The following is an 18,182-nucleotide window of genomic DNA, read 5'->3' on the forward strand; positions in this document are numbered from 1 at the left end:
AACAACACAATAACTGCCTTATCCAGGTTAGACTTCAATTGATCTAAAGTCGTCCTCAACGCTTGGCTATCCATGCCATCCAATTGCTTTACTAATAAGTTAACGTCATTTACAGCCTGAACTTGAGAAAGCAGATCAGTACCTGACTTTGCCGCCAACTTGGCCTGCAAGCGTGTTAATTCTTTTTCCTGCTTCTTTGCATCATGCAAAAATTGTGACAATTTATCAGAGACATTGGCAGTAGATGTTTTAAGTTTTTGCGCAATGTCGTCCAAAATACCTAATTGTTCATTAATCCAAGCCTGCGCATAGGCACCAGTCACCATCTCTATACGTCTCACCCCGCTTGCCACACCGTATTCAGCCGTGATTTTGAACAAGCCAATATCACCTGTTCTTGCCGCATGCGTGCCACCGCATAATTCTTTGGAGAAATCACCTAAAGAAAGTACCCGTACTGCCTCACTGTATTTTTCACCAAATAGCGCTACAGCCCCACTGTTCTTCGCTTCATCAAGTGACATAAGTTGCGTCACAACTTCATCATTGGCACGGATCCTATCGTTCACCAAACTTTCCAATTGACGCAATTGTTGAGAAGTAAGCGCCTCAAAATGCGAGAAATCAAAGCGAGCGCGCTCGGCATCAACCAAGGAACCTCTCTGCTGGACATGAGGACCAACGATCATTTTTAAGGCCGCATGTAATAAGTGGGTTGCCGTATGATTTAAACGAATAGCATTCCGTCTTGCGGGATCAACTTTGGCATTAATTGTTTGTCTGACAGACATTTCACCCTGCAATAATTGACCGTAATGGACAATTGCCTGCCCCACTCGCTGGGTATCTTCTACCTGGAAAACAAGGCCCTCACCCAGAAGTTGACCACGATCGCCAACCTGACCTCCGCTTTCAGCATAAAAAGGCGTATTCTCAAGAACTACAGCTGCTTTGCTACCTGCTGCTAGTTTATCGACTTTAACGCTATCACAAAGAATAGCGGTAACTGTGGACTGCATACTGTCTTTTTCGTAGCCATGAAAGACTGACGATTCATCCAATTGAGTCGAAACGGAATAATCAGTAGTAAATTGGCTGGCTGATTGCGATAATTCACGCTGTTGCTGCATGGCCTGGTTAAAACCAGCCATATCAATAGAGAGCCCTGATTCGCGGGCAATATCTGCTGTCAAATCCACGGGAAACCCATAAGTGTCGTACAGTCTAAAAGCCACTTCACCAGGAATTTCTTTCCCTTTCAGAATTTGAATTTGCTCCTGCAATAAACGCAAACCTTGCTCAAGTGTACGGGCAAACTGGTTTTCTTCTTGAACTAAAATACGTTCTATCTGTTCTTGATTACTCACCAATTCAGGGTAAGCCCCCCCCATGACGGTAATGAGAGCCGGAACCAATTTAGAGAAAAAAGGTGTGGGTAAGCCCAGTTTATTGCCGTGACGGATTGCACGGCGAATAATACGACGCAATACATAGCCTCGACCGTCATTACCGGGCATTACACCATCAGCAATCAGGAAGGAACAGGCACGAATATGATCGGCAATCACTTTTAATGAGGGATGCTCAGGATTAGTTGTGGGTGGAGCCAGTTTGCAGATCGCTTGAATTAAATACTGGAAACTGTCGATGTCATAATTATTATGCACACCTTGTACCACAGCTGCGATACGCTCAAGACCCATACCAGTATCCACAGAAGGCTTTGGTAAGGGATGAAGATGACCTTCTTTATCGCGATTAAATTGCATGAAAACCAAATTCCAGATTTCGATGTAGCGATCTCCCTCTGCCTCAGGCGTTCCAGGAGGCCCACCGGCAATCTCAGGCCCATGATCATAAAAAATTTCTGTACAAGGACCACAAGGACCAGTATCACCCATAGACCAAAAATTATCTTTCTCTCCACAACGAGAAAAACGCTCTGCAGAAACACCGAGTTCCTTCAACCAAATATCGGCTGCTTCATCATCTTCTTCATAGACAGTAACCCATAAGCGTTCAGCAGGCAATTTCAACACCGTGGTCAGAAATTCCCAGGCATATTGGATAGCTTCACGCTTGAAATAATCGCCAAAACTAAAATTACCCAGCATTTCAAAAAAAGTATGATGTCGTGCCGTATAACCAACATTTTCCAGATCATTATGTTTACCACCAGCACGTACACACCGTTGAGAACTGACCGCACGGCTATAAGGACGTTTTTCCAACCCCCAAGAAGGTGTCTTTAAATTGCACCATCCCCGCATTTGTAAATAATAAAGTTGGATCGTTTCCAGGCACAAGCGAACTCGACTCAACAATCTGATGGCCTCGTGCAGCAAAATAATCTAAAAATGCTTGTCTGATTTCTGAACTTTTCATGCTCTTACAATCTACTGGTTATTATTAAAATATAATATCTGGAACTGGCTTGGACAAACCAACCCTCTCCCTTCACCCATTTATTTACTTTTTCCAGGAGCTGTTGACATTTCGCTAGCTTGAGTGTTGATGCCTTGATTTTCGAGCATCGCAGCGGAGCATACATGATAATATGTGAGCAGCGAAGTACAGAAAATCAAGGCATAAGCGCCAAGATAATAGAAATGTCAACAGCTCCTAAATTTCTTTCATAACTCTAGTGATAATATCGGTGGGAAATCCACGGTACAATAAAAACGCTGCCGTTTTTGTTGCTCTGCAAAAGAAATCTGATCCTGCTTTTTATATTTCTTATGCCATACTGCTAAGGCATGCTCCAGCCAATGATCTTCTTCCCGTGCCAAAATCTTATCAATCAACTCGGGATCAATGTGCTTAGCTTGCAACTCCTGATGAATTTTAAGAGGACCACAGCCTTGACGGATACGAACATGACATACAGCCTCAACAAAACGAAGATCACTCTGAAAACCAAGACGCTGACATTCGGCAATTGCTTCGTTAATTTCCTGCCGATTATAACCCTTTTGCGCCAATTTATCTGCCAATTCGCGTGCACCATGCTCACGCCTGGCAAGCAGGCGCATTGCACAGTCCAAAGGTTTAGTCATCCATAGACTCACTAACTTCTTCAAGCTCTTCTGCAGGCAGCTTTTTAGTCAACAATTCTGCTCTGATTTGTTGTTCCAGAGTCGCAGCAATTTGTGGGTTCTCTTTCAAATACAAACGGACATTGTCTTTACCCTGACCAATTTTTTCGCCTTTATAACTGTACCAAGCACCTGATTTTTCAATGAGTCCTAACTGCGAACCCAGGTTAATGATTTCACTCTCACGTGAAATGCCTTCATTATAGAGAATATCAAAATCGGTCGTTTTGAAAGGTGGTGCCACTTTATTTTTAACAACCTTCACTCGCGTTTCGCTACCTAAAACCTCATCACCTTTCTTAATTGAACCTACGCGTCGGATATCTAAACGCACAGAAGCATAAAATTTCAACGCATTTCCACCCGTGGTCGTTTCAGGATTACCGAACATGACACCAATTTTCATACGAATCTGGTTAATAAAGATTACCAATGTATTGGAACGTTTAATATTTGCAGTCAATTTACGCAAGGCTTGCGACATCAATCTAGCCTGCAAACCAACATGGGTATCACCCATTTCTCCTTCTATTTCAGCTTTAGGAGTCAATGCAGCAACAGAATCGACAATAATAACATCCACTGCAGCAGAACGAACTAACATATCAGTAATTTCTAAAGCCTGCTCACCAGTATCCGGTTGTGAAACCAGTAGTTCATCAACATTAACACCCAGCTTGGCCGCATAGCTGGGATCCAGCGCATGTTCAGCATCAACGAAAGCAGCAGTACCACCTTTTTTCTGGCATTCGGCAATAACTTGCAGAGTCAATGTCGTTTTACCAGAGGATTCGGGACCATAAATTTCAACAACTCGTCCTTTGGGCAAACCACCAATACCTAAAGCAATATCCAGCCCTAATGAACCAGTTGAAATGGCCTCAATATCACGCACAGCATTATTATCGCCCATACGCATTACTGAACCTTTGCCAAATTGACGTTCAATCTGAGCAAGAGCGGCACTTAATGCTTTCTGTTTATTGTCTTCCATAAGTCACCCACCGTAGTAGTATGCAAAGCGCAAATTATCACACAGATATGAGTCGGCAGCAAACTTAGAATCAGCTTAAATTGAAGTGCGATTAATATCTGCTACTCAGGGTATTGGATAAACATTGCAATGCGCTTAACGACGGTTTATTGTGCTATTTGATTTAGCAAAGAAATCACACCTTGTAACGCGTGTTGACAAGCAAGATGGCGTACTTTTTGCCGAGAGGCGTTTTGAAAATGGCAGCACATACTTTGTACAGGTAAATTTACCATAGCCCAGGCAAAGCAAACTGTTCCAACAGGTTTTTCTAGACTACCCCCATCAGGGCCGGCAATTCCAGTTACTGATAGGGCAATATCGGCGCAACTATGTGATAAAGCACCACAGGCCATCGCCTCGGCAACAGGCAAACTCACAGCGCCATTGAGCTGGATTAAGGATGCTTTGACACCTAACATATCCTGTTTGGCCTGATTGCTATAAGTGACAAAACCTCGTTCAAACCAAACTGAGCTTCCTGGCAATTCTGTAAGTAAACCAGCAATTAAACCGCCAGTACAGGATTCAGCCGTGGCAATTTTTAGATTTCCTGCATGCAGTTTGTCAGTCAAATTAATAACCAGGCTATTTAATTCATCCATTTTTGGGCTCTCGATTCTATTCAAAAAAACCCCGCAAGTACAGCGGGGTTTCGAATTCCTACATAGAAGCTATTATTGATTTTGTTGTTCGGCAGGCTTGTTAGCATCGCTAGGTGCAGTAGTCGCATCAGTGGGCTGAGTTTGTTGTTCTACAGTAGTTGCAGCATTATTTTCTGCCTTTTTCTCTGCTTTATCACCACAAGCAGACAGTAAAACTGCTAAACATGCAGTCACTGCCAGAAGGGCTAAACGTTTCATAATCATTCTCCGTAGTTGATCGTTAGGAATATTCCCTTAACTAGTCTAACAAAAATTTACCTTAAGTGAAGAACTTACATCTCATTAATGTAAAATTTACCTCTCGACGGTAAAACGCAATTTTACAAGCTAATTTTATACCAATATTCCGAGGCTCGTTAAATACCCAATTACCATAAATCAGGCCAAGCGGACCCTGAAAACCTCTTGTTCTTAATATAGGCAAAGACCTAACATAATCTTGCCAAATGAAATGGTCTTCAGTGACTACGCATTATGCTATGATTCTTTTCTTTATAATTCCTGGTTTCATATGTTTCCGGGCTACGGTACTGGTACGGTGCATAAAGCAAGTAGCCACTTCAATAAAGGACTTTAATAATTCATGAAAAAATATCGTAGTATCCTTGCGTGCATTATAGGGAACGCTCTGGAATGGTATGAATTTAGTTTATTCGCTTATTTGTCCCCAGTGATTGCGAGCTTGTTCTTCCCGGATAATAATCCTGCTACGAGTTTGCTGGCCACGATGCTGGTCTTTGCAGCAGGATTTATCGTACGTCCTCTGGGTTCTATTGTTTTAGGGCATTTAGGTGATCGCTATGGGCGTGCGAAGACGCTTAAATTTACTATTTTACTGATGTCCATTGCTTCGATCTTGACTGGTTTTCTGCCAACTTATAAGCAAGCAGGCATATTAGCTCCTCTCTTATTGATTATCTGTCGATTGCTACAAGGATTTTGTATTGGTGGCGAGTTTGCCGGGTCGATGATTTATCTCTCGGAATCAGCGCAAGAGAAACATCGTGCCCTGGTTAGCAGTATGACTAATAATGGTTCCAATATTGGCGTATTGGCCGCTATTCTTGCCTGCACTACTCTTAGTGCCCTTATTGGTAACGAAGCTTTAACGGCTTACGGCTGGCGCATCCTCTTTATTTCTGGCGGAATCATGGGCATTTTGGGATTGTGGTTAAGACGCGATCTGTCTGAATCAGAGACTTTTCTACAATTAAAGCAAAACATTCGTGAAAAATATTTACCTATTAAATACGTGTTTAAAGAGCAATATCGCTCCATGACTCATATCGTGTTATTGCTATTTATTAGTGCCTGCGGCAGTTATACCTTAATGGGCTATCTCTCTACCTATTTACATCAATTTTTACAAGTCCCGCTTCATCAAGCTTACCAAATGCAAACCTTATTCATCGTTCTTTCCTTATTATTTGTGCCGATATTTGCGCATATTTCCGATAAGGTCGGCCGTAAGAATATGTTGGCTTTTTCAACAATTGGTTACTTAGTTTGTGCTATTCCAAGTTTTTGGGTTTTACAAACAATGCCCGCCTGGTGGGTCTTGTTGCCTTTAGTGATTTTTTATAGCGCTGAACAGGCAGTAACACCAGTAGTCATGGCAGAAATGTTTTCAGGCAAAGGACGTTATACCGGAATTTCCATGGCCTACAATATCTCTATGGCTTTGGTGGGCGGCTTTTCCCCGGCAATTAATACCTGGCTTATTAACCGCTTTAATACGATGATGATTGCCTATTATGTGGTATTTTGCGCACTGGTTTCATTGTTTATCGTCTTAAAACACTTGCCAAAACAGTATGGCATGGAAAGAAATTTGGCTGCAGTGTAGCAGCCAAGTTAAGACAATAATCGTTTTGAAATTCCTTGAGCGATCACCATAATATTTTCAATACTCATGCCTACTTTTTTGGAGTCGAGTTGCTCCTTTATTTGCTTCCATACAGCCTCAGAACGAATACACTCTAAAAAATCATGCCCAAGCCAGCTGAGACGAATTAAATGAAAGCCATGCGGAGAACCACCGGGTGTTTTATGGATTTTACCTTTAATTAATCCTGCTTCCTCTAATATTTCCAAATGGTAAGAAATCTCGTTGTGTTCATCCATAGGAAAACTGTCTAATGTCAGCAGCGCATTAGGTGTGAGCTCTTCTACTTTGAAGAGAATATTCCTAATCATATCCCAGTCGCGTTTCATACTTTCACTATAGTACCTTAATTAATCCCCAGCCAAATCTGACAATATACCCGTTCTTCATTGACGTTAGATGAATACCCTGCCAGGTAAAAAATACTTTTATCAATCAAAACGACTCGCACTAAACGGCAAGGGATTTGTTATTAAATCGCCTCCTGTCATCATCTCTGCCACTAAACGTCCAGTAACTGGTCCCAAAGTTAGCCCATGGTGTGCATGTCCGAAGGCAAGCCATAGTCCTTTATGGCGAGGTGCCTGGCCAATAATTGGAAGCATGTCGGGTGTGCATGGTCTGCATCCCATCCAGGGTAATTCTTCAAGCCGCTTAGTAATCGGAAACAGTCTGCGTGCAATTGGCTCTACGGAGTTGAGTTGTACTGGCGTCTTTCGCGAGTCGCGACGCGCAAATTCAGCGCCTGTCGTTACCCGGATCCCGCGTGTCATAGGCGCCATAACATAGCCATTTTCCACATCCAACACAGGGTGACTGAGACGTGTATCCGGTTTCATATCATAATGCATATGATATCCACGTTTAACAGCAAGTGGGAAACGATAGCCAAATCGGGAACTTAATACATCCGACCATGGCCCTAAGGTGATCACAGCAGAATCTGCTTTAATCTCGCCCTGCTCTGTCTTGAGTGTCCACTGATCAGATAACTTATAAGCATCTCCAAAGAAGAAGCGCCCACCAATGTGCTCAAAATGCTTTGCATAAGCAGCTACTAACGCACCAGGATCGCTGACCGCCTCAGACTCCGTATAACGAAGAGCACCTAATAAAGATTGATCAAGATCGGGTTCAATCTGGCGTAATGCCTCGGCATCCAATTCTTCAAATTTGGCACCATGTTCGGCCAGGCATTTTTCAGCAAACCTTGTTTCAATATGCTGTTTTTTCGCGCTACGAAAAACCTTAAGCCATCCTCCAGATCGAAACAAATGTTTAGCGCCTGCTGCCTCGGCCAGCGAATGATGTTCGGTCAGACTGTGTTGGATCAATGTGGCATACGAGCGAGCAATCTCGGCGTGACGGGATGGATGAGAATGGAACCAATATTTCCATAGAAAAGGGGCCAATTTCAGTAAGGAAGTTAAGTGATACCTGGCTTCTGGCGAGCGATTCAAAGCATATTTAACAAGAGAAGCAATATCTCTTGGAAAAGCATAGGGATAAACACCCTCGCGTTGAATTAATCCCGCATTGCCAAAAGATGTTTCACTTCCTGGAAGTTTCAGATCCACCAAGGCAACTGAACGTCCACGCATTTGTAAATGAGTGGCAACCGATACACCAACAATTCCGCCGCCAAGTACAAGGGCATCAAATTTCATAAGCCATGCTCTCCATTGCTGAAAAAAAATGTCATATAAAAAAGCTAGCCTAGCATAATGGCCAATTTCACCCTAATTAGCAAATCACAGCACCAACCTTTTATACCAAACTTATCAGCAAAAATGCTGTCCTATGGCAATTAGTGGTTAGCCTCGCGATTAGAATCCCGATTACTGTTGAAAAAATCAACCACGACGAACCAGTAGGCAAGCCTGCTTATGATCGCAGAAAACGTTTAGTTTACTGACTTGTCCAAGGGCTTTTGTTAGAATCACCCAAACTTATCGCCTTAGAGTGCCATGTCTGTTAACCATACTCCCATGATGCAACAATACTTACGCATCAAAGCTGATTACCCCGATATGCTTCTCCTCTATCGCATGGGCGATTTTTATGAGCTTTTTTATGATGATGCCAAACGCGCAGCACAATTGCTTGATCTCACCTTAACGCATCGCGGGCAATCGGCTGATAAACCAATACCGATGGCTGGCGTCCCTTATCACGCGGTTGAAAATTATTTAGCACGTCTATTAAAAAAAGGCGAATCCGTTGCCATCTGCGAGCAAATTGGGGATCCAGCTACGAGCAAAGGCCCCGTTGAGCGCCAAGTCACTCGTATTATTACACCAGGAACAGTAACAGACGAAGCTCTTCTCGATGCCCGACGCGACAATATATTACTTGCTATCCATTGTCAGGCTAAACACTATGGTCTGGCTTGGGTCGATTTGAGTGGCGGTCGCTTTCATTTGTTACAAGTAGCCGATGAAGAGCAACTCATTGCTGAAATCAATCGTCTGCAGCCAGCAGAAATTCTGCTACAAGATATTACCATCAGTTATCTACGTAATAATGAGCGGGTAAAAATTCGCCCGGCGTGGGATTTTGCCCCCCAACGAGCTCGTCAACGTCTATGTGAGCAATTTGCAGTAAGCGATTTGAGTGCTTTTGGCGAAAAAGAATATGGCACTGCCTTCCCTGCTGCAGGCTGTTTATTGGCGTATCTAGAAGCGACGCAACGCCAGGCTTTGCCGCATTTAACCAGTATCACGCTGGAACAAAATAGTGATTATTTGCAATTAGATGCCTCCACGCAAAAGCATTTAGAACTCTTTGAAAATTATCAAGGAGAACGAGAAAATAGTTTGCTCGCTGTTCTTGATTATACAGCCTGTGCTATGGGTAGTCGTCTACTAAAACGTTGGCTTGGCAGACCCCTAAGTCAACATCGTGTAATTCAACAACGCCAACAAGCAATCAAGGAACTGATTGATAAAAAACAAGATACTCAATTACATCCACTCTTACGGCAACTTTGTGACGTAGAAAGAATTGTCTCCCGTATTGCGCTCAAGTCAGCCAGACCTCGAGATCTAGTGCAATTGCGTCAAACGTTGACTCTCCTACCCGAATTGCACGCAACAGTTGCCCAAAACAAAGCCTCTTTAACACAAACCCTGGCAAGTCAATTAATTCCACAACCGGTATTACTCAACCTTTTGACCACTGCTCTTGTCGACAATCCACCCATGTTAATTCGCGATGGAGGTGTGATTGCCACTGGTTTTGATGAAGAACTCGATGAATTAAGAACTTTAAACGACCATGCTGCGGAAAAACTCATTACCTTGGAAAATGAAGAGAAAAAGCGTTCCGGACTCTCATCGCTCAAATTTGGCTATAATCGGGTACAAGGCTATTACATTGAGTTATCACGCAATCAGGCAGAAAAAGCCCCTGCCAATTATCAACGGAAACAAACATTAAAAAATGTCGAGCGCTATATCACACCGGAATTAAAGCTATTTGAAGAAAAAGTCTTATCTGCAGAAGTCAAAGCCCTAGCAAGAGAAAAATGGCTTTATGAAAATTTATTGGAAGAAATACAACAATATATTGCGTCACTCACGCAATTGGCTCAGGCCATTGCGCAACTTGATGTGCTCACTAATTTTGCTGAACGAGCACAAAGCCTGAATTGGTGCTGTCCAGAATTAGTTAGCAACCCGGGTATTCACATTCATGCCGGCCGTCATCCGGTGGTTGAACAAGTCCTGCAACAACAATTCATTGCCAATGACTTGGAGCTGAATGATCAACAAAACATGCTTTTGATTACCGGCCCTAATATGGGGGGTAAATCTACCTACATGCGCCAAAATGCTTTAATTGTCATACTCACACATATAGGGAGTTATGTACCGGCTAGACAGGTACAAATAGGCCCTATCGACAAGATTTTCACACGCATTGGCGCTAGTGACGATCTGGCTTCAGGACGTTCTACATTCATGGTCGAGATGACTGAAACAGCCCATATTTTACGTCAGGCAACAGCTAAAAGTCTGGTTCTTATTGATGAAATAGGCCGTGGTACCAGTACTTATGATGGAATGGCGTTGGCTTATGCAACCTGTATCTATCTCGCCGAAACTATCAAGGCCTATAGTTTGTTTTCTACCCATTATTTTGAATTGACCCAATTACCTGAGCAAATCGATCGCATCAGAAATATTCATTTACAAGCTACATTAGCAACAGGGCGCATTGTTTTTTATATCGGGTAGAAGAAGGTCCTGCCAATCGCAGTTATGGCTTGGAAGTAGCGCAACTTGCCGGTATTCCTGCTGAGGTTTTACATCTGGCTACTGACCACTTAAATCTGGTGCAACAACAATCAATTCAGCAACCAGTGCCTACAACCGATGTGAAACCCTTAGCACCTGTATTACGCGAATTGGCAAAAGTTGATGCTGATAACCTTTCAGCTCGTGAAGCACTCGAATTGGTTTATCGTTTGAAAGCATTAGAGGCCAGTGAAATAGCAGATTGATATTTTATGATGTAATATGTTGTTCACTTTATGAATAAAAAACAGGCTTAATTCTATTGCTTCTGATAGGATTGCCCTTGCTTCTTGGGGCCAGCAGCAATAAGAATCCATTTAATATTCGTGGTGTGAAAGGGAAATTATTAAGCAACATCCAATTACGCTTAAGTGAATTGAATGAAACCATCTCACTGAGCCAAGAAATGGATGAAGAACTTCGTTTGCATATCGCCAAGGCGATGCAGCCCTATGGATATTTTAAACCACAAATTCACATCAACAGACAACCTTTACGTATTGCAATTATTGCTGGACCACAGATGCTTATTACCAGCCTGCAAGTAGAAATTTATGGGGAAGGCGCGCAAAACCCGGAGTTAGCTAAGCTGGTACACAACTTCCCTCTCAAACAAGGAAAACCTTTAGATAGCGCCCAGTATGAGGAAGCCAAACAAAGTTTAATTAGTGCTGCAGAAAATCAGGGTTACTTGCATTCCTCCTTCGAAAAAGCAGAAATTCTAATTGATCTAAACCGCTACAATGCCCAGATTGTTTTGTTATTTAATACAGGTCCACAATATTATTTTGGCCAGGTAAAATTTGATCCTACTTATATCTCGCCGGAATTGCTCAATCGCTACCTACCTTTTCGCTATGGCCAACCTTATTCAACAGAACAAATACTGACTTTAAATAATTATTTGGCTGATAGCGGTTATTTCAGTAATGTGGCAATTAAACCGCAAATCAATGGTCAACGCTACATTCCTGTTGATGTTCATCTGCAACGTGCAGACCGAATTAATTATTCCTTAGGCCTTGGCTACGGTACAGATACTGGTGTACGAGGCCGTGCAGGTTTTCGTGTTGTTCCCGTAAACCGAGCCGGTCATAAATTTAATGTCGTAGGTATCGGTGCTTATAATGAAAGTTCCCTGCAGGCACAATATATTATCCCGGGGCGACACCCAGTCACTGATCAATATAATATCAGTACTAATTTAGCGAACATGAACTATAACGCTGGTTATAGTGATTCCGTATTAGCTTCCCTTGCGCAACAACATACTTTAGCTAATTTCCAACGAGTATTGTCCATTAATGGTTTGTATGAACGCTTTCATTACTCTAACGCACCAAAAATTGAAAAACTTAGTTTATATCCACGCGCAACATTCACCTGGTCAAAAACGACTGATAAACTTTTTCTCCAAGTGGTTATAACGTGACGATCAATGGCTTGGCAGCCAGTAAAGCAATTCTATCTGAAGTGAGCTTTGCACAAGCATCCATTAATGCAAAAGCCGCCCTTACCTTACCAGCCATCCGGACACGCTTTTATTTTCATACTATTCAAGGAGTTACTTCAATTTCAAACATTAATGAGTTACCTCTATCACTAGCACTGCTACTTGGGGGAGCAGATAACCTGAAAGCCTATAGTTATAACTCGATTGGACCAGGAAAAATTCTCAGTTATGGTGGCTTGGAAATTCAGAAAGAAACAGTCGATAAATGGTATTTTACAGGTTTTTTGGACAGTGGTGATGTCTACATGCCAAGTTTGAAAGGTTTACAAAATGATGTAGGGATTGGTCTAATGTGGGTATCGCCGATAGGACCAATTAAGATAGGTGTGGCACAAGCTGTGGATAGTCATTTTAATCGGATTAAAGACCGAAAGCCAAAGTTTGTCATCAGTATGGGGCCTGATTTATAAAATGCGTATTCTTATTACTGCATTACGATCCACATTCTATAGCTTGTTCTTGCTGTTTATCTTGCTAATCAGTCTGTTTATCTTCCTCCTAACAACTACTCCAGGCCTTTACATTACTGCCAAATTGACAACTCTTTTTTGCCTGGCCAACTCTATTTTGACCAATTAGAGGGGCGTTTAATTGATCATTTTTCTTTTAAATGTCTGCGTTATCAGGATCAACAAGTGACGGTGGAACTCAGTAATTTTCAATTAAAATGGCAAGTAAGCGCCTTGTTCCACCATCAAATGACTCTTGAACATCTGAACGCTGATAGTTTAACGATTGGTCTACCTCCCTCCAAAACCGGCGCAGAGAAAACCACCTTTCAATTACCACAATTACCATTTGCTCTATCCATCAAGGATGTCTTTATCAAGCAGACCAAAATTATTCAGGGAAGTGCTACCCATAAAATTGATGCGCTCAATTTACAAGCCAGGTTGACAAACAAGCAATGGACACTGAAGAAACTGGTAATGAGCTTAAATCAAATCACGATTAATGCAGAAGCCAAGCTGCAGCCACAGCTACCTTTTACTACCTCAGCTGTATTGCAATTTAAATCTAGTAATAAAACCTTTCCTTTGGATGGCAAGCTTGATTTAGGTGGTGATTTTTCCTTTATCATTGGCATGGTGAATTCACTAATCCTGCCCAGCTTACACTCAATGGCACGCTAAGAAATGGCCATGAAATTCACACGTCTGCCCGCTGGCAACAGATCATATGGCCTCTTTATAAGACATATAATCTGGAGAGCAATAAAGGTGAAATTCATTTGGACGGTCCGCTATCGGATTTAACTCTAAGCTTGCAATCCACCCTCAACTCTCCGCTACGTGCAGAATGGCAAGTGAACAGTAAAATCACCGCACACAGTATTAATGCAGTTAGTACAATGAAATCAGCACAAGGCCGTATTGATCTGAACTGCGTTTACAATACCCTAAATACCCCGCAAATTCAGGGCCAAATCACTGCACAATCCTTCGATACCGAGGGAAATCCTCTATCTTTTCTACGCCAGTTGAAATTTAATACAGAGTTTGTTGGAGATCCTCTTAGCAATTTATCACTCAAGAGCAATTTAACTGCCCGCTACCGCGGCAATGTATTGCAAGCAGCCATTAATTATCAAAACAAACAGTTAAAGAGCCAAATCACTTTAGGCCCTAATCAATTCCAACTAACAGGAAAAATTCCTTATCAATTGCAGGCAACTGTCGCACTGCCCGAACTCCAATTAATTCATCCTGATTTAGCTGGCATAAAAACCTCAATCACGGCAAAGGCTTCATTAAGCAGCGCAACAAAAGGAGAAGCCTTGATCAATATCCGCCCTGGCAGTTATCAATTGCCGGATGACAGTCCGCTATCAAGCTTGCCATTTACTGGTGGTGAATTTCATGCTCGTTTAAATCCACACCATTTGCGCATCAATGGCAAATTGACGATTGATCCACACAAACAATTAGCCCTTGATCTTGAGTTACCGCGATTCCAGTTGCAAAAGGGTTTGGCAAATAACCAACGCCTGCTAGGCTCGCTGCGTCTAGACGTTAACTCACTGGCTTTTCTTGGCAATTTAAATAAGGAAATTAGTAAAGCACAAGGACAACTCCACGCCACTCTCAAAATAAAGGGCACCGTCGCTAAACCTGTTATCGAGGGACTTATTCAGCTGGAAAAAGCCAGTTTTTTCTCTACCAAAACAAGGTATTGAACTCAATCCCGTACAAATTAAAGTACAAAGTCAGGCACAGCGGTGGGAGGCACAAGGTTCCGTTGCTTCTAATGGCAGACCATTAATCCTACAAGGGAAAGGTGTTTTCTCGCCTGCCCTCGGAGGTACAATTACCATTGTAGGTGACAATATTCCCTTAATTAATACACCAGAATATCTAATTAATTTCTCACCTAATTTAAGCTTTGAATTCACCCCGGCATCACTTGCTATGAAAGGAACCTTACTCATTCCTCACGCACACATCAAACCGCAAGCATTTCGTAATTCCGTTGGCTTAACTGGAGATGCAGTCTTTGTAGGTAATAAGCAACCTCCTCCCAATCCTCTACATATTGATACAGATGTTCGTGTTGAAATGGGAGATGATGTTGCCATTGATGTACAAGGCTTACATGGCTTTCTTACCGGCGCTATTCGCTTACGCCAATTACCGCAAGGCCCTTTGACTGCCAGTGGCGAATTGAATGTCCGTGATGGCCAATACAAAGCCTATGGACAAGATTTGACAATCAAGCAAGGTCAATTACTATTTACAGGTGGTTTAATTGATAATCCAGGTATTCATGTGCGAGCCGTCCGTCAATTTACCAACGCAAATAGCGCTTTTGCAGGCTCAAATGAATTGCTTGATTTTAATGCAACCAATTTAAAAACAGTGGATTTCGGTAGTAAGACAACTGTAGGAATTGAAGTCACTGGACGATTAAATTCACCTAAGGTGGAATTATTTTCTAACCCCTCCACCTTGTCGCAGGCGGATATTTTGTCTTTACTCATTCTGGGAAAGCCGGCCAATCGAGCAAATCAGGCTGGAGGTCAATTATTGCTTGCGGCAATATCTTCTATGAATCTTGATTCAGGTGCAGGAGGATTACAATTAATCGATCAGGTAAACAAACGTTGGGCTTGGATTTCAATTTCGAAACGAATTCAAAGTATAATCAGGAAACCAAACAAACCACCGAGAAAAAATCCGTCATCGTAGGAAAATCATTATCTAAACGCTTGTACCTAAGTTATAACTTTGGTCTGGCACAAGCAGATAGTAACGTTCTCACACTGACCTATTTACTCAATAAATTTTTAGCATCCAAGTCAATGCCAGCCTTACTGCGAGCGGTATTGATTTATTATATACACACCGTAAGGAATAATCTGATGATAAATTATCAACTTCCTCTTCGTTTAAAGCGAATGCGCCAAACTTCAACTGTGCGTGCTATGTTGCAAGAAACTCATTTACACCCACAACAATTTATTGCCCCTTTGTTTATCAGCGAGACCATCTCTGAGAAACGGGAAATTAAGTCGATGCCAGGGCAATTTCAATTAACGCTGGATTGCTTACCACAAGAAATCGAAGAGTTATCGGCCTTGGGTATTCCTGCGGTATTACTCTTTGGTATTCCAGCACATAAGGATGCGCACGGCAGTGCCTCTCTCCTTGCAGACGGCATCATCCAGCAAGCCATACGCACCATTCGCGATGTCAATAAAGAGATTTTGATTATTACTGATGTCTGTTTTTGTGAGTACACTGATCATGGCCATTGCGGTATTTTAGATGGTAAGCAGATTGATAACGATGCAACCTTGGCTTTACTAGGTCAACAAGCAGTGAGTCATGCCGATGCTGGCGCTGACTGGGTAGCTCCCAGCAGCATGACTGATGGTATGGTGATGGCTATTCGCCGCGCCTTGGATCAGGCTGGTCATCTTGATACAGCAATCCTAAGTTATGCAGTTAAATACAGCTCAAGTTTCTACGGCCCATTCCGCGAGGCAGCGCAAGGAGCACCTCAATTTGGCGATAGAAAAACCTATCAAATGAATCCGGCTAATGGTCATGAAGCATTGAGAGAGGCTGCCCTTGATTTAGAGGAGGGAGCTGATTTATTAATGGTTAAACCAGCGATGAATTATCTCGACGTCATCTTCCGGCTCAAGCAACATTATCCTGAAATTCCTTTAGGTGCCTATCAAGTCAGTGGTGAATACTCCATGCTAAAAAATGCAGCGGCTCAAGGTTTGATCAATGAAGAACAAGCTATGATCGAAAGTTTACTCGCCATTAAACGTGCTGGCGCAGATTTAATTATTTCTTATTTTGCCAAAGATATTGCCCGTTTGTTAAAACACAACTAGATTTTTGGTCAAACTCGCTGCAGTAAGAGCAGCGCGAGGAGAAACAGCGCGCAGAACCGCAGTGTACACGTCAGTACATGAGGATTCGAGCACCGTATCGACGAAACGATGCTCCAATGCAGTAGAATATAAAATAAACTTCTTGCCAAACTCGCTGCAGTAAGAGCAGCGCGAGGAGAAACGGCGCGCAGAACCGCAGTGTACACGTCAGTACATGAGGATTCGAGCACCGTATCGACGAAGCGATGCTCCAATGCAGTAGAGTTTGGCAAGAAGTGTAATAAAGGGTTGTCACTAGCTAGGCATTCCCCTATAGTAAACTCGCTAACAAGGGATTCGTTGTGACGATGGTAATAACAAAAAAGAGCGGGCATTTATCCCTGACCGCTTGAAAAAACCAATTTTTAATTACGGAGTTAAGATATGAGTCGATTGTTCAAAGGTTTGACCGTTGCAGCTTTAGGTCTGGCTACTAGTGCGGTTTTCGCAAGTCCAACTTTTTTGATTACCCATAACAAAACAAATGTGGAGTCAAATGCCTATGTTGAGGGTACTATTGACTCTCATCAACCAACCAAGGCAAATAGTGATGGTAAAGTACACTGGGCAGTAGTCAGAATGGTCTGCTTTGGACACATTGCCCCTGATGGAAAATGTCCTGCATTGATTAAAATGGAAACGAATACTCCTCACCCAGTAACTCTAGGCTGGCTATACTTGCACATAGAGTCAGGCGATATAACCCCAAAGTCGCTTAAGGCTAATGGTTATACCTTAACCGTGAATGGGCCAGGTGAAGCAACTATCACCCCAGAAACGCCCCGCTTGCAAAATAATTAACGAGAAAGAGGTTAAGATTCTAAAAGAAGCCACGCATTGCGTGGCTTTTTTTTAGCCTATAATCTTTACTTCGTAGCAACTGGAACTGGTTTATCAATAGTCCAAACCGCTTGCAGGCCAACCAGATCAGCATGTGCGTCAATATTAGCATTAACATTGTACGTACTAAATGAACTTGTTGGATCTGTTCTGTTAATTCGACGATCACCGGTAGCAAAGAGGTGTGTATATCCTACATCAACACCAATTTCTGGCTTTAATTGGTAATGTGCACCAATAGACAGCGCCCATCGATCGGAGTCAGGAATACGGACACTACGATGTAAATTAGTGGTTGGAGTCTGATCATAACCACCACCAACACGTAACATTAACTGCTCATTGACATGATAGTTAGCACCCAGTGCAAAACGCCAAGCGTTATCATAGTCTTCAATAGAAGCAGAAACAACCTTGACCACACCAAGTACTGGTGCAGAAGTCAGTGCATTATTCAACTGAATGGTTC

The 18,182-nt window shown here is 42.5% G+C and carries 14 protein-coding genes and 3 pseudogenes; 9 read left to right on the forward strand and 8 right to left on the reverse strand.

All coding sequences use genetic code 11. The annotated features are described in order from the left end of the window. The 5 genes and pseudogenes from alaS to BN58_RS14765 all read right to left on the reverse strand — a co-directional run. Positions 1-2,385 (reverse strand): annotated as a pseudogene (gene alaS, locus BN58_RS25935) (alanine--tRNA ligase); the annotation flags it as partial. A 237-nt stretch (positions 2,386-2,622) separates the two neighbouring features. Then, a pseudogene (gene recX, locus BN58_RS25940) lies at positions 2,623-3,056 on the reverse strand (recombination regulator RecX). Then, a complete protein-coding gene (gene recA / locus BN58_RS14755; protein ID WP_019217481.1) occupies positions 3,049-4,089 on the reverse strand; it encodes a recombinase RecA in 1,041 nt (346 codons plus the stop codon). The pseudogene recX and the gene recA overlap by 8 nt, the downstream one beginning before the upstream one ends. 146 nt (positions 4,090-4,235) lie before the next feature. Further along, on the reverse strand, positions 4,236-4,733 hold the full coding sequence (locus BN58_RS14760; protein ID WP_051131928.1) for a CinA family protein: 498 nt from the start codon (positions 4,731-4,733) through the stop codon (positions 4,236-4,238). A gap of 72 nt (positions 4,734-4,805) precedes the next feature. Then, entirely contained in the window at positions 4,806-4,991 is a 186-nt protein-coding gene (locus tag BN58_RS14765) for a hypothetical protein (protein WP_156812550.1), read from the reverse strand. 385 nt (positions 4,992-5,376) lie between these two features. On the opposite strand from BN58_RS14765, the gene BN58_RS14770 reads away from it, so the two are divergent. After that, a complete protein-coding gene (locus BN58_RS14770) occupies positions 5,377-6,639 on the forward strand; it encodes an MFS transporter (protein WP_019217484.1) in 1,263 nt (420 codons plus the stop codon). 8 nt (positions 6,640-6,647) lie between these two features. Here the strand turns inward: BN58_RS14770 and BN58_RS14775 are convergent, their stop codons facing one another. After that, the gene (locus tag BN58_RS14775) at positions 6,648-7,007 is read right to left on the reverse strand and encodes a DUF2513 domain-containing protein (protein WP_019217485.1); all 360 of its coding nucleotides are present in this window, start codon (positions 7,005-7,007) and stop codon (positions 6,648-6,650) included. 102 nt (positions 7,008-7,109) lie between these two features. Beyond that, the gene (locus tag BN58_RS14780) at positions 7,110-8,345 is read right to left on the reverse strand and encodes an NAD(P)/FAD-dependent oxidoreductase (protein WP_019217486.1); all 1,236 of its coding nucleotides are present in this window, start codon (positions 8,343-8,345) and stop codon (positions 7,110-7,112) included. Positions 8,346-8,708: 363 nt separating this feature from the next. Between BN58_RS14780 and mutS the strand changes: the two are divergent. The 8 genes and pseudogenes from mutS (at position 8,709) to BN58_RS14820 (ending at position 17,674) form a co-directional block, all read left to right on the forward strand. Then, positions 8,709-11,182, forward strand: a pseudogene (gene mutS / locus BN58_RS25945) (DNA mismatch repair protein MutS). Positions 11,183-11,259: 77 nt separating this feature from the next. After that, positions 11,260-12,408 carry an autotransporter assembly complex protein TamA gene (locus BN58_RS34725; RefSeq protein ID WP_232220670.1) on the forward strand — a complete coding sequence of 383 codons (1,149 nt, stop codon included), beginning with the start codon at positions 11,260-11,262 and terminating at the stop codon, positions 12,406-12,408. Next, on the forward strand, positions 12,405-12,899 hold the full coding sequence (locus BN58_RS34730; RefSeq protein ID WP_232220671.1) for a BamA/TamA family outer membrane protein: 495 nt from the start codon (positions 12,405-12,407) through the stop codon (positions 12,897-12,899). Before BN58_RS34725 ends, BN58_RS34730 begins: the two co-directional genes overlap by 4 nt. A 138-nt stretch (positions 12,900-13,037) precedes the next feature. Beyond that, the gene (locus BN58_RS14795) at positions 13,038-13,622 is read left to right on the forward strand and encodes an AsmA family protein (protein ID WP_019217487.1); all 585 of its coding nucleotides are present in this window, start codon (positions 13,038-13,040) and stop codon (positions 13,620-13,622) included. 98 nt (positions 13,623-13,720) lie between these two features. After that, complete coding sequence (locus BN58_RS28855) at positions 13,721-14,665, forward strand: translocation/assembly module TamB domain-containing protein (RefSeq protein ID WP_026069515.1); 945 nt, start codon at positions 13,721-13,723, stop codon at positions 14,663-14,665. Positions 14,666-14,801: 136 nt separating this feature from the next. Further along, positions 14,802-15,674, forward strand: coding sequence for a translocation/assembly module TamB domain-containing protein (locus tag BN58_RS28860; protein ID WP_269570341.1), 873 nt, complete (start codon positions 14,802-14,804; stop codon positions 15,672-15,674). Next, complete coding sequence (gene hemB, locus BN58_RS14815; RefSeq protein WP_198009912.1) at positions 15,596-16,834, forward strand: porphobilinogen synthase; 1,239 nt, start codon at positions 15,596-15,598, stop codon at positions 16,832-16,834. Before BN58_RS28860 ends, hemB begins: the two co-directional genes overlap by 79 nt. Positions 16,835-17,257: 423 nt before the next feature. Further along, positions 17,258-17,674: a hypothetical protein gene (locus tag BN58_RS14820; RefSeq protein ID WP_019217489.1), complete on the forward strand. Its 417-nt coding sequence runs from the start codon at positions 17,258-17,260 to the stop codon at positions 17,672-17,674. Positions 17,675-17,739: 65 nt separating this feature from the next. On the opposite strand, the gene BN58_RS25960 is transcribed toward BN58_RS14820, so the two are convergent. Beyond that, the coding region (locus BN58_RS25960) for an OmpP1/FadL family transporter (RefSeq protein WP_198009913.1) at positions 17,740-18,182 on the reverse strand (443 nt) is incomplete at its 5' end.

Source organism: Legionella tunisiensis (assembly GCF_000308315.1).
GTDB classification, from domain to species: domain Bacteria; phylum Pseudomonadota; class Gammaproteobacteria; order Legionellales; family Legionellaceae; genus Tatlockia; species Tatlockia tunisiensis.

Coding starts and splice junctions, on each gene's coding strand:
- BN58_RS14775 (WP_019217485.1), bottom strand. CDS start 7,007: ATGAAACGCGACTGGGATATGATTAGGAATATTCTCTTCAAAGTAGAA.
- BN58_RS14780 (WP_019217486.1), bottom strand. CDS start 8,345: ATGAAATTTGATGCCCTTGTACTTGGCGGCGGAATTGTTGGTGTATCG.
- BN58_RS14760 (WP_051131928.1), bottom strand. CDS start 4,733: ATGGATGAATTAAATAGCCTGGTTATTAATTTGACTGACAAACTGCAT.
- BN58_RS14820 (WP_019217489.1), top strand. CDS start 17,258: ATGAGTCGATTGTTCAAAGGTTTGACCGTTGCAGCTTTAGGTCTGGCT.
- BN58_RS14770 (WP_019217484.1), top strand. CDS start 5,377: ATGAAAAAATATCGTAGTATCCTTGCGTGCATTATAGGGAACGCTCTG.
- recA (WP_019217481.1), bottom strand. CDS start 4,089: ATGGAAGACAATAAACAGAAAGCATTAAGTGCCGCTCTTGCTCAGATT.
- BN58_RS14765 (WP_156812550.1), bottom strand. CDS start 4,991: ATGAAACGTTTAGCCCTTCTGGCAGTGACTGCATGTTTAGCAGTTTTA.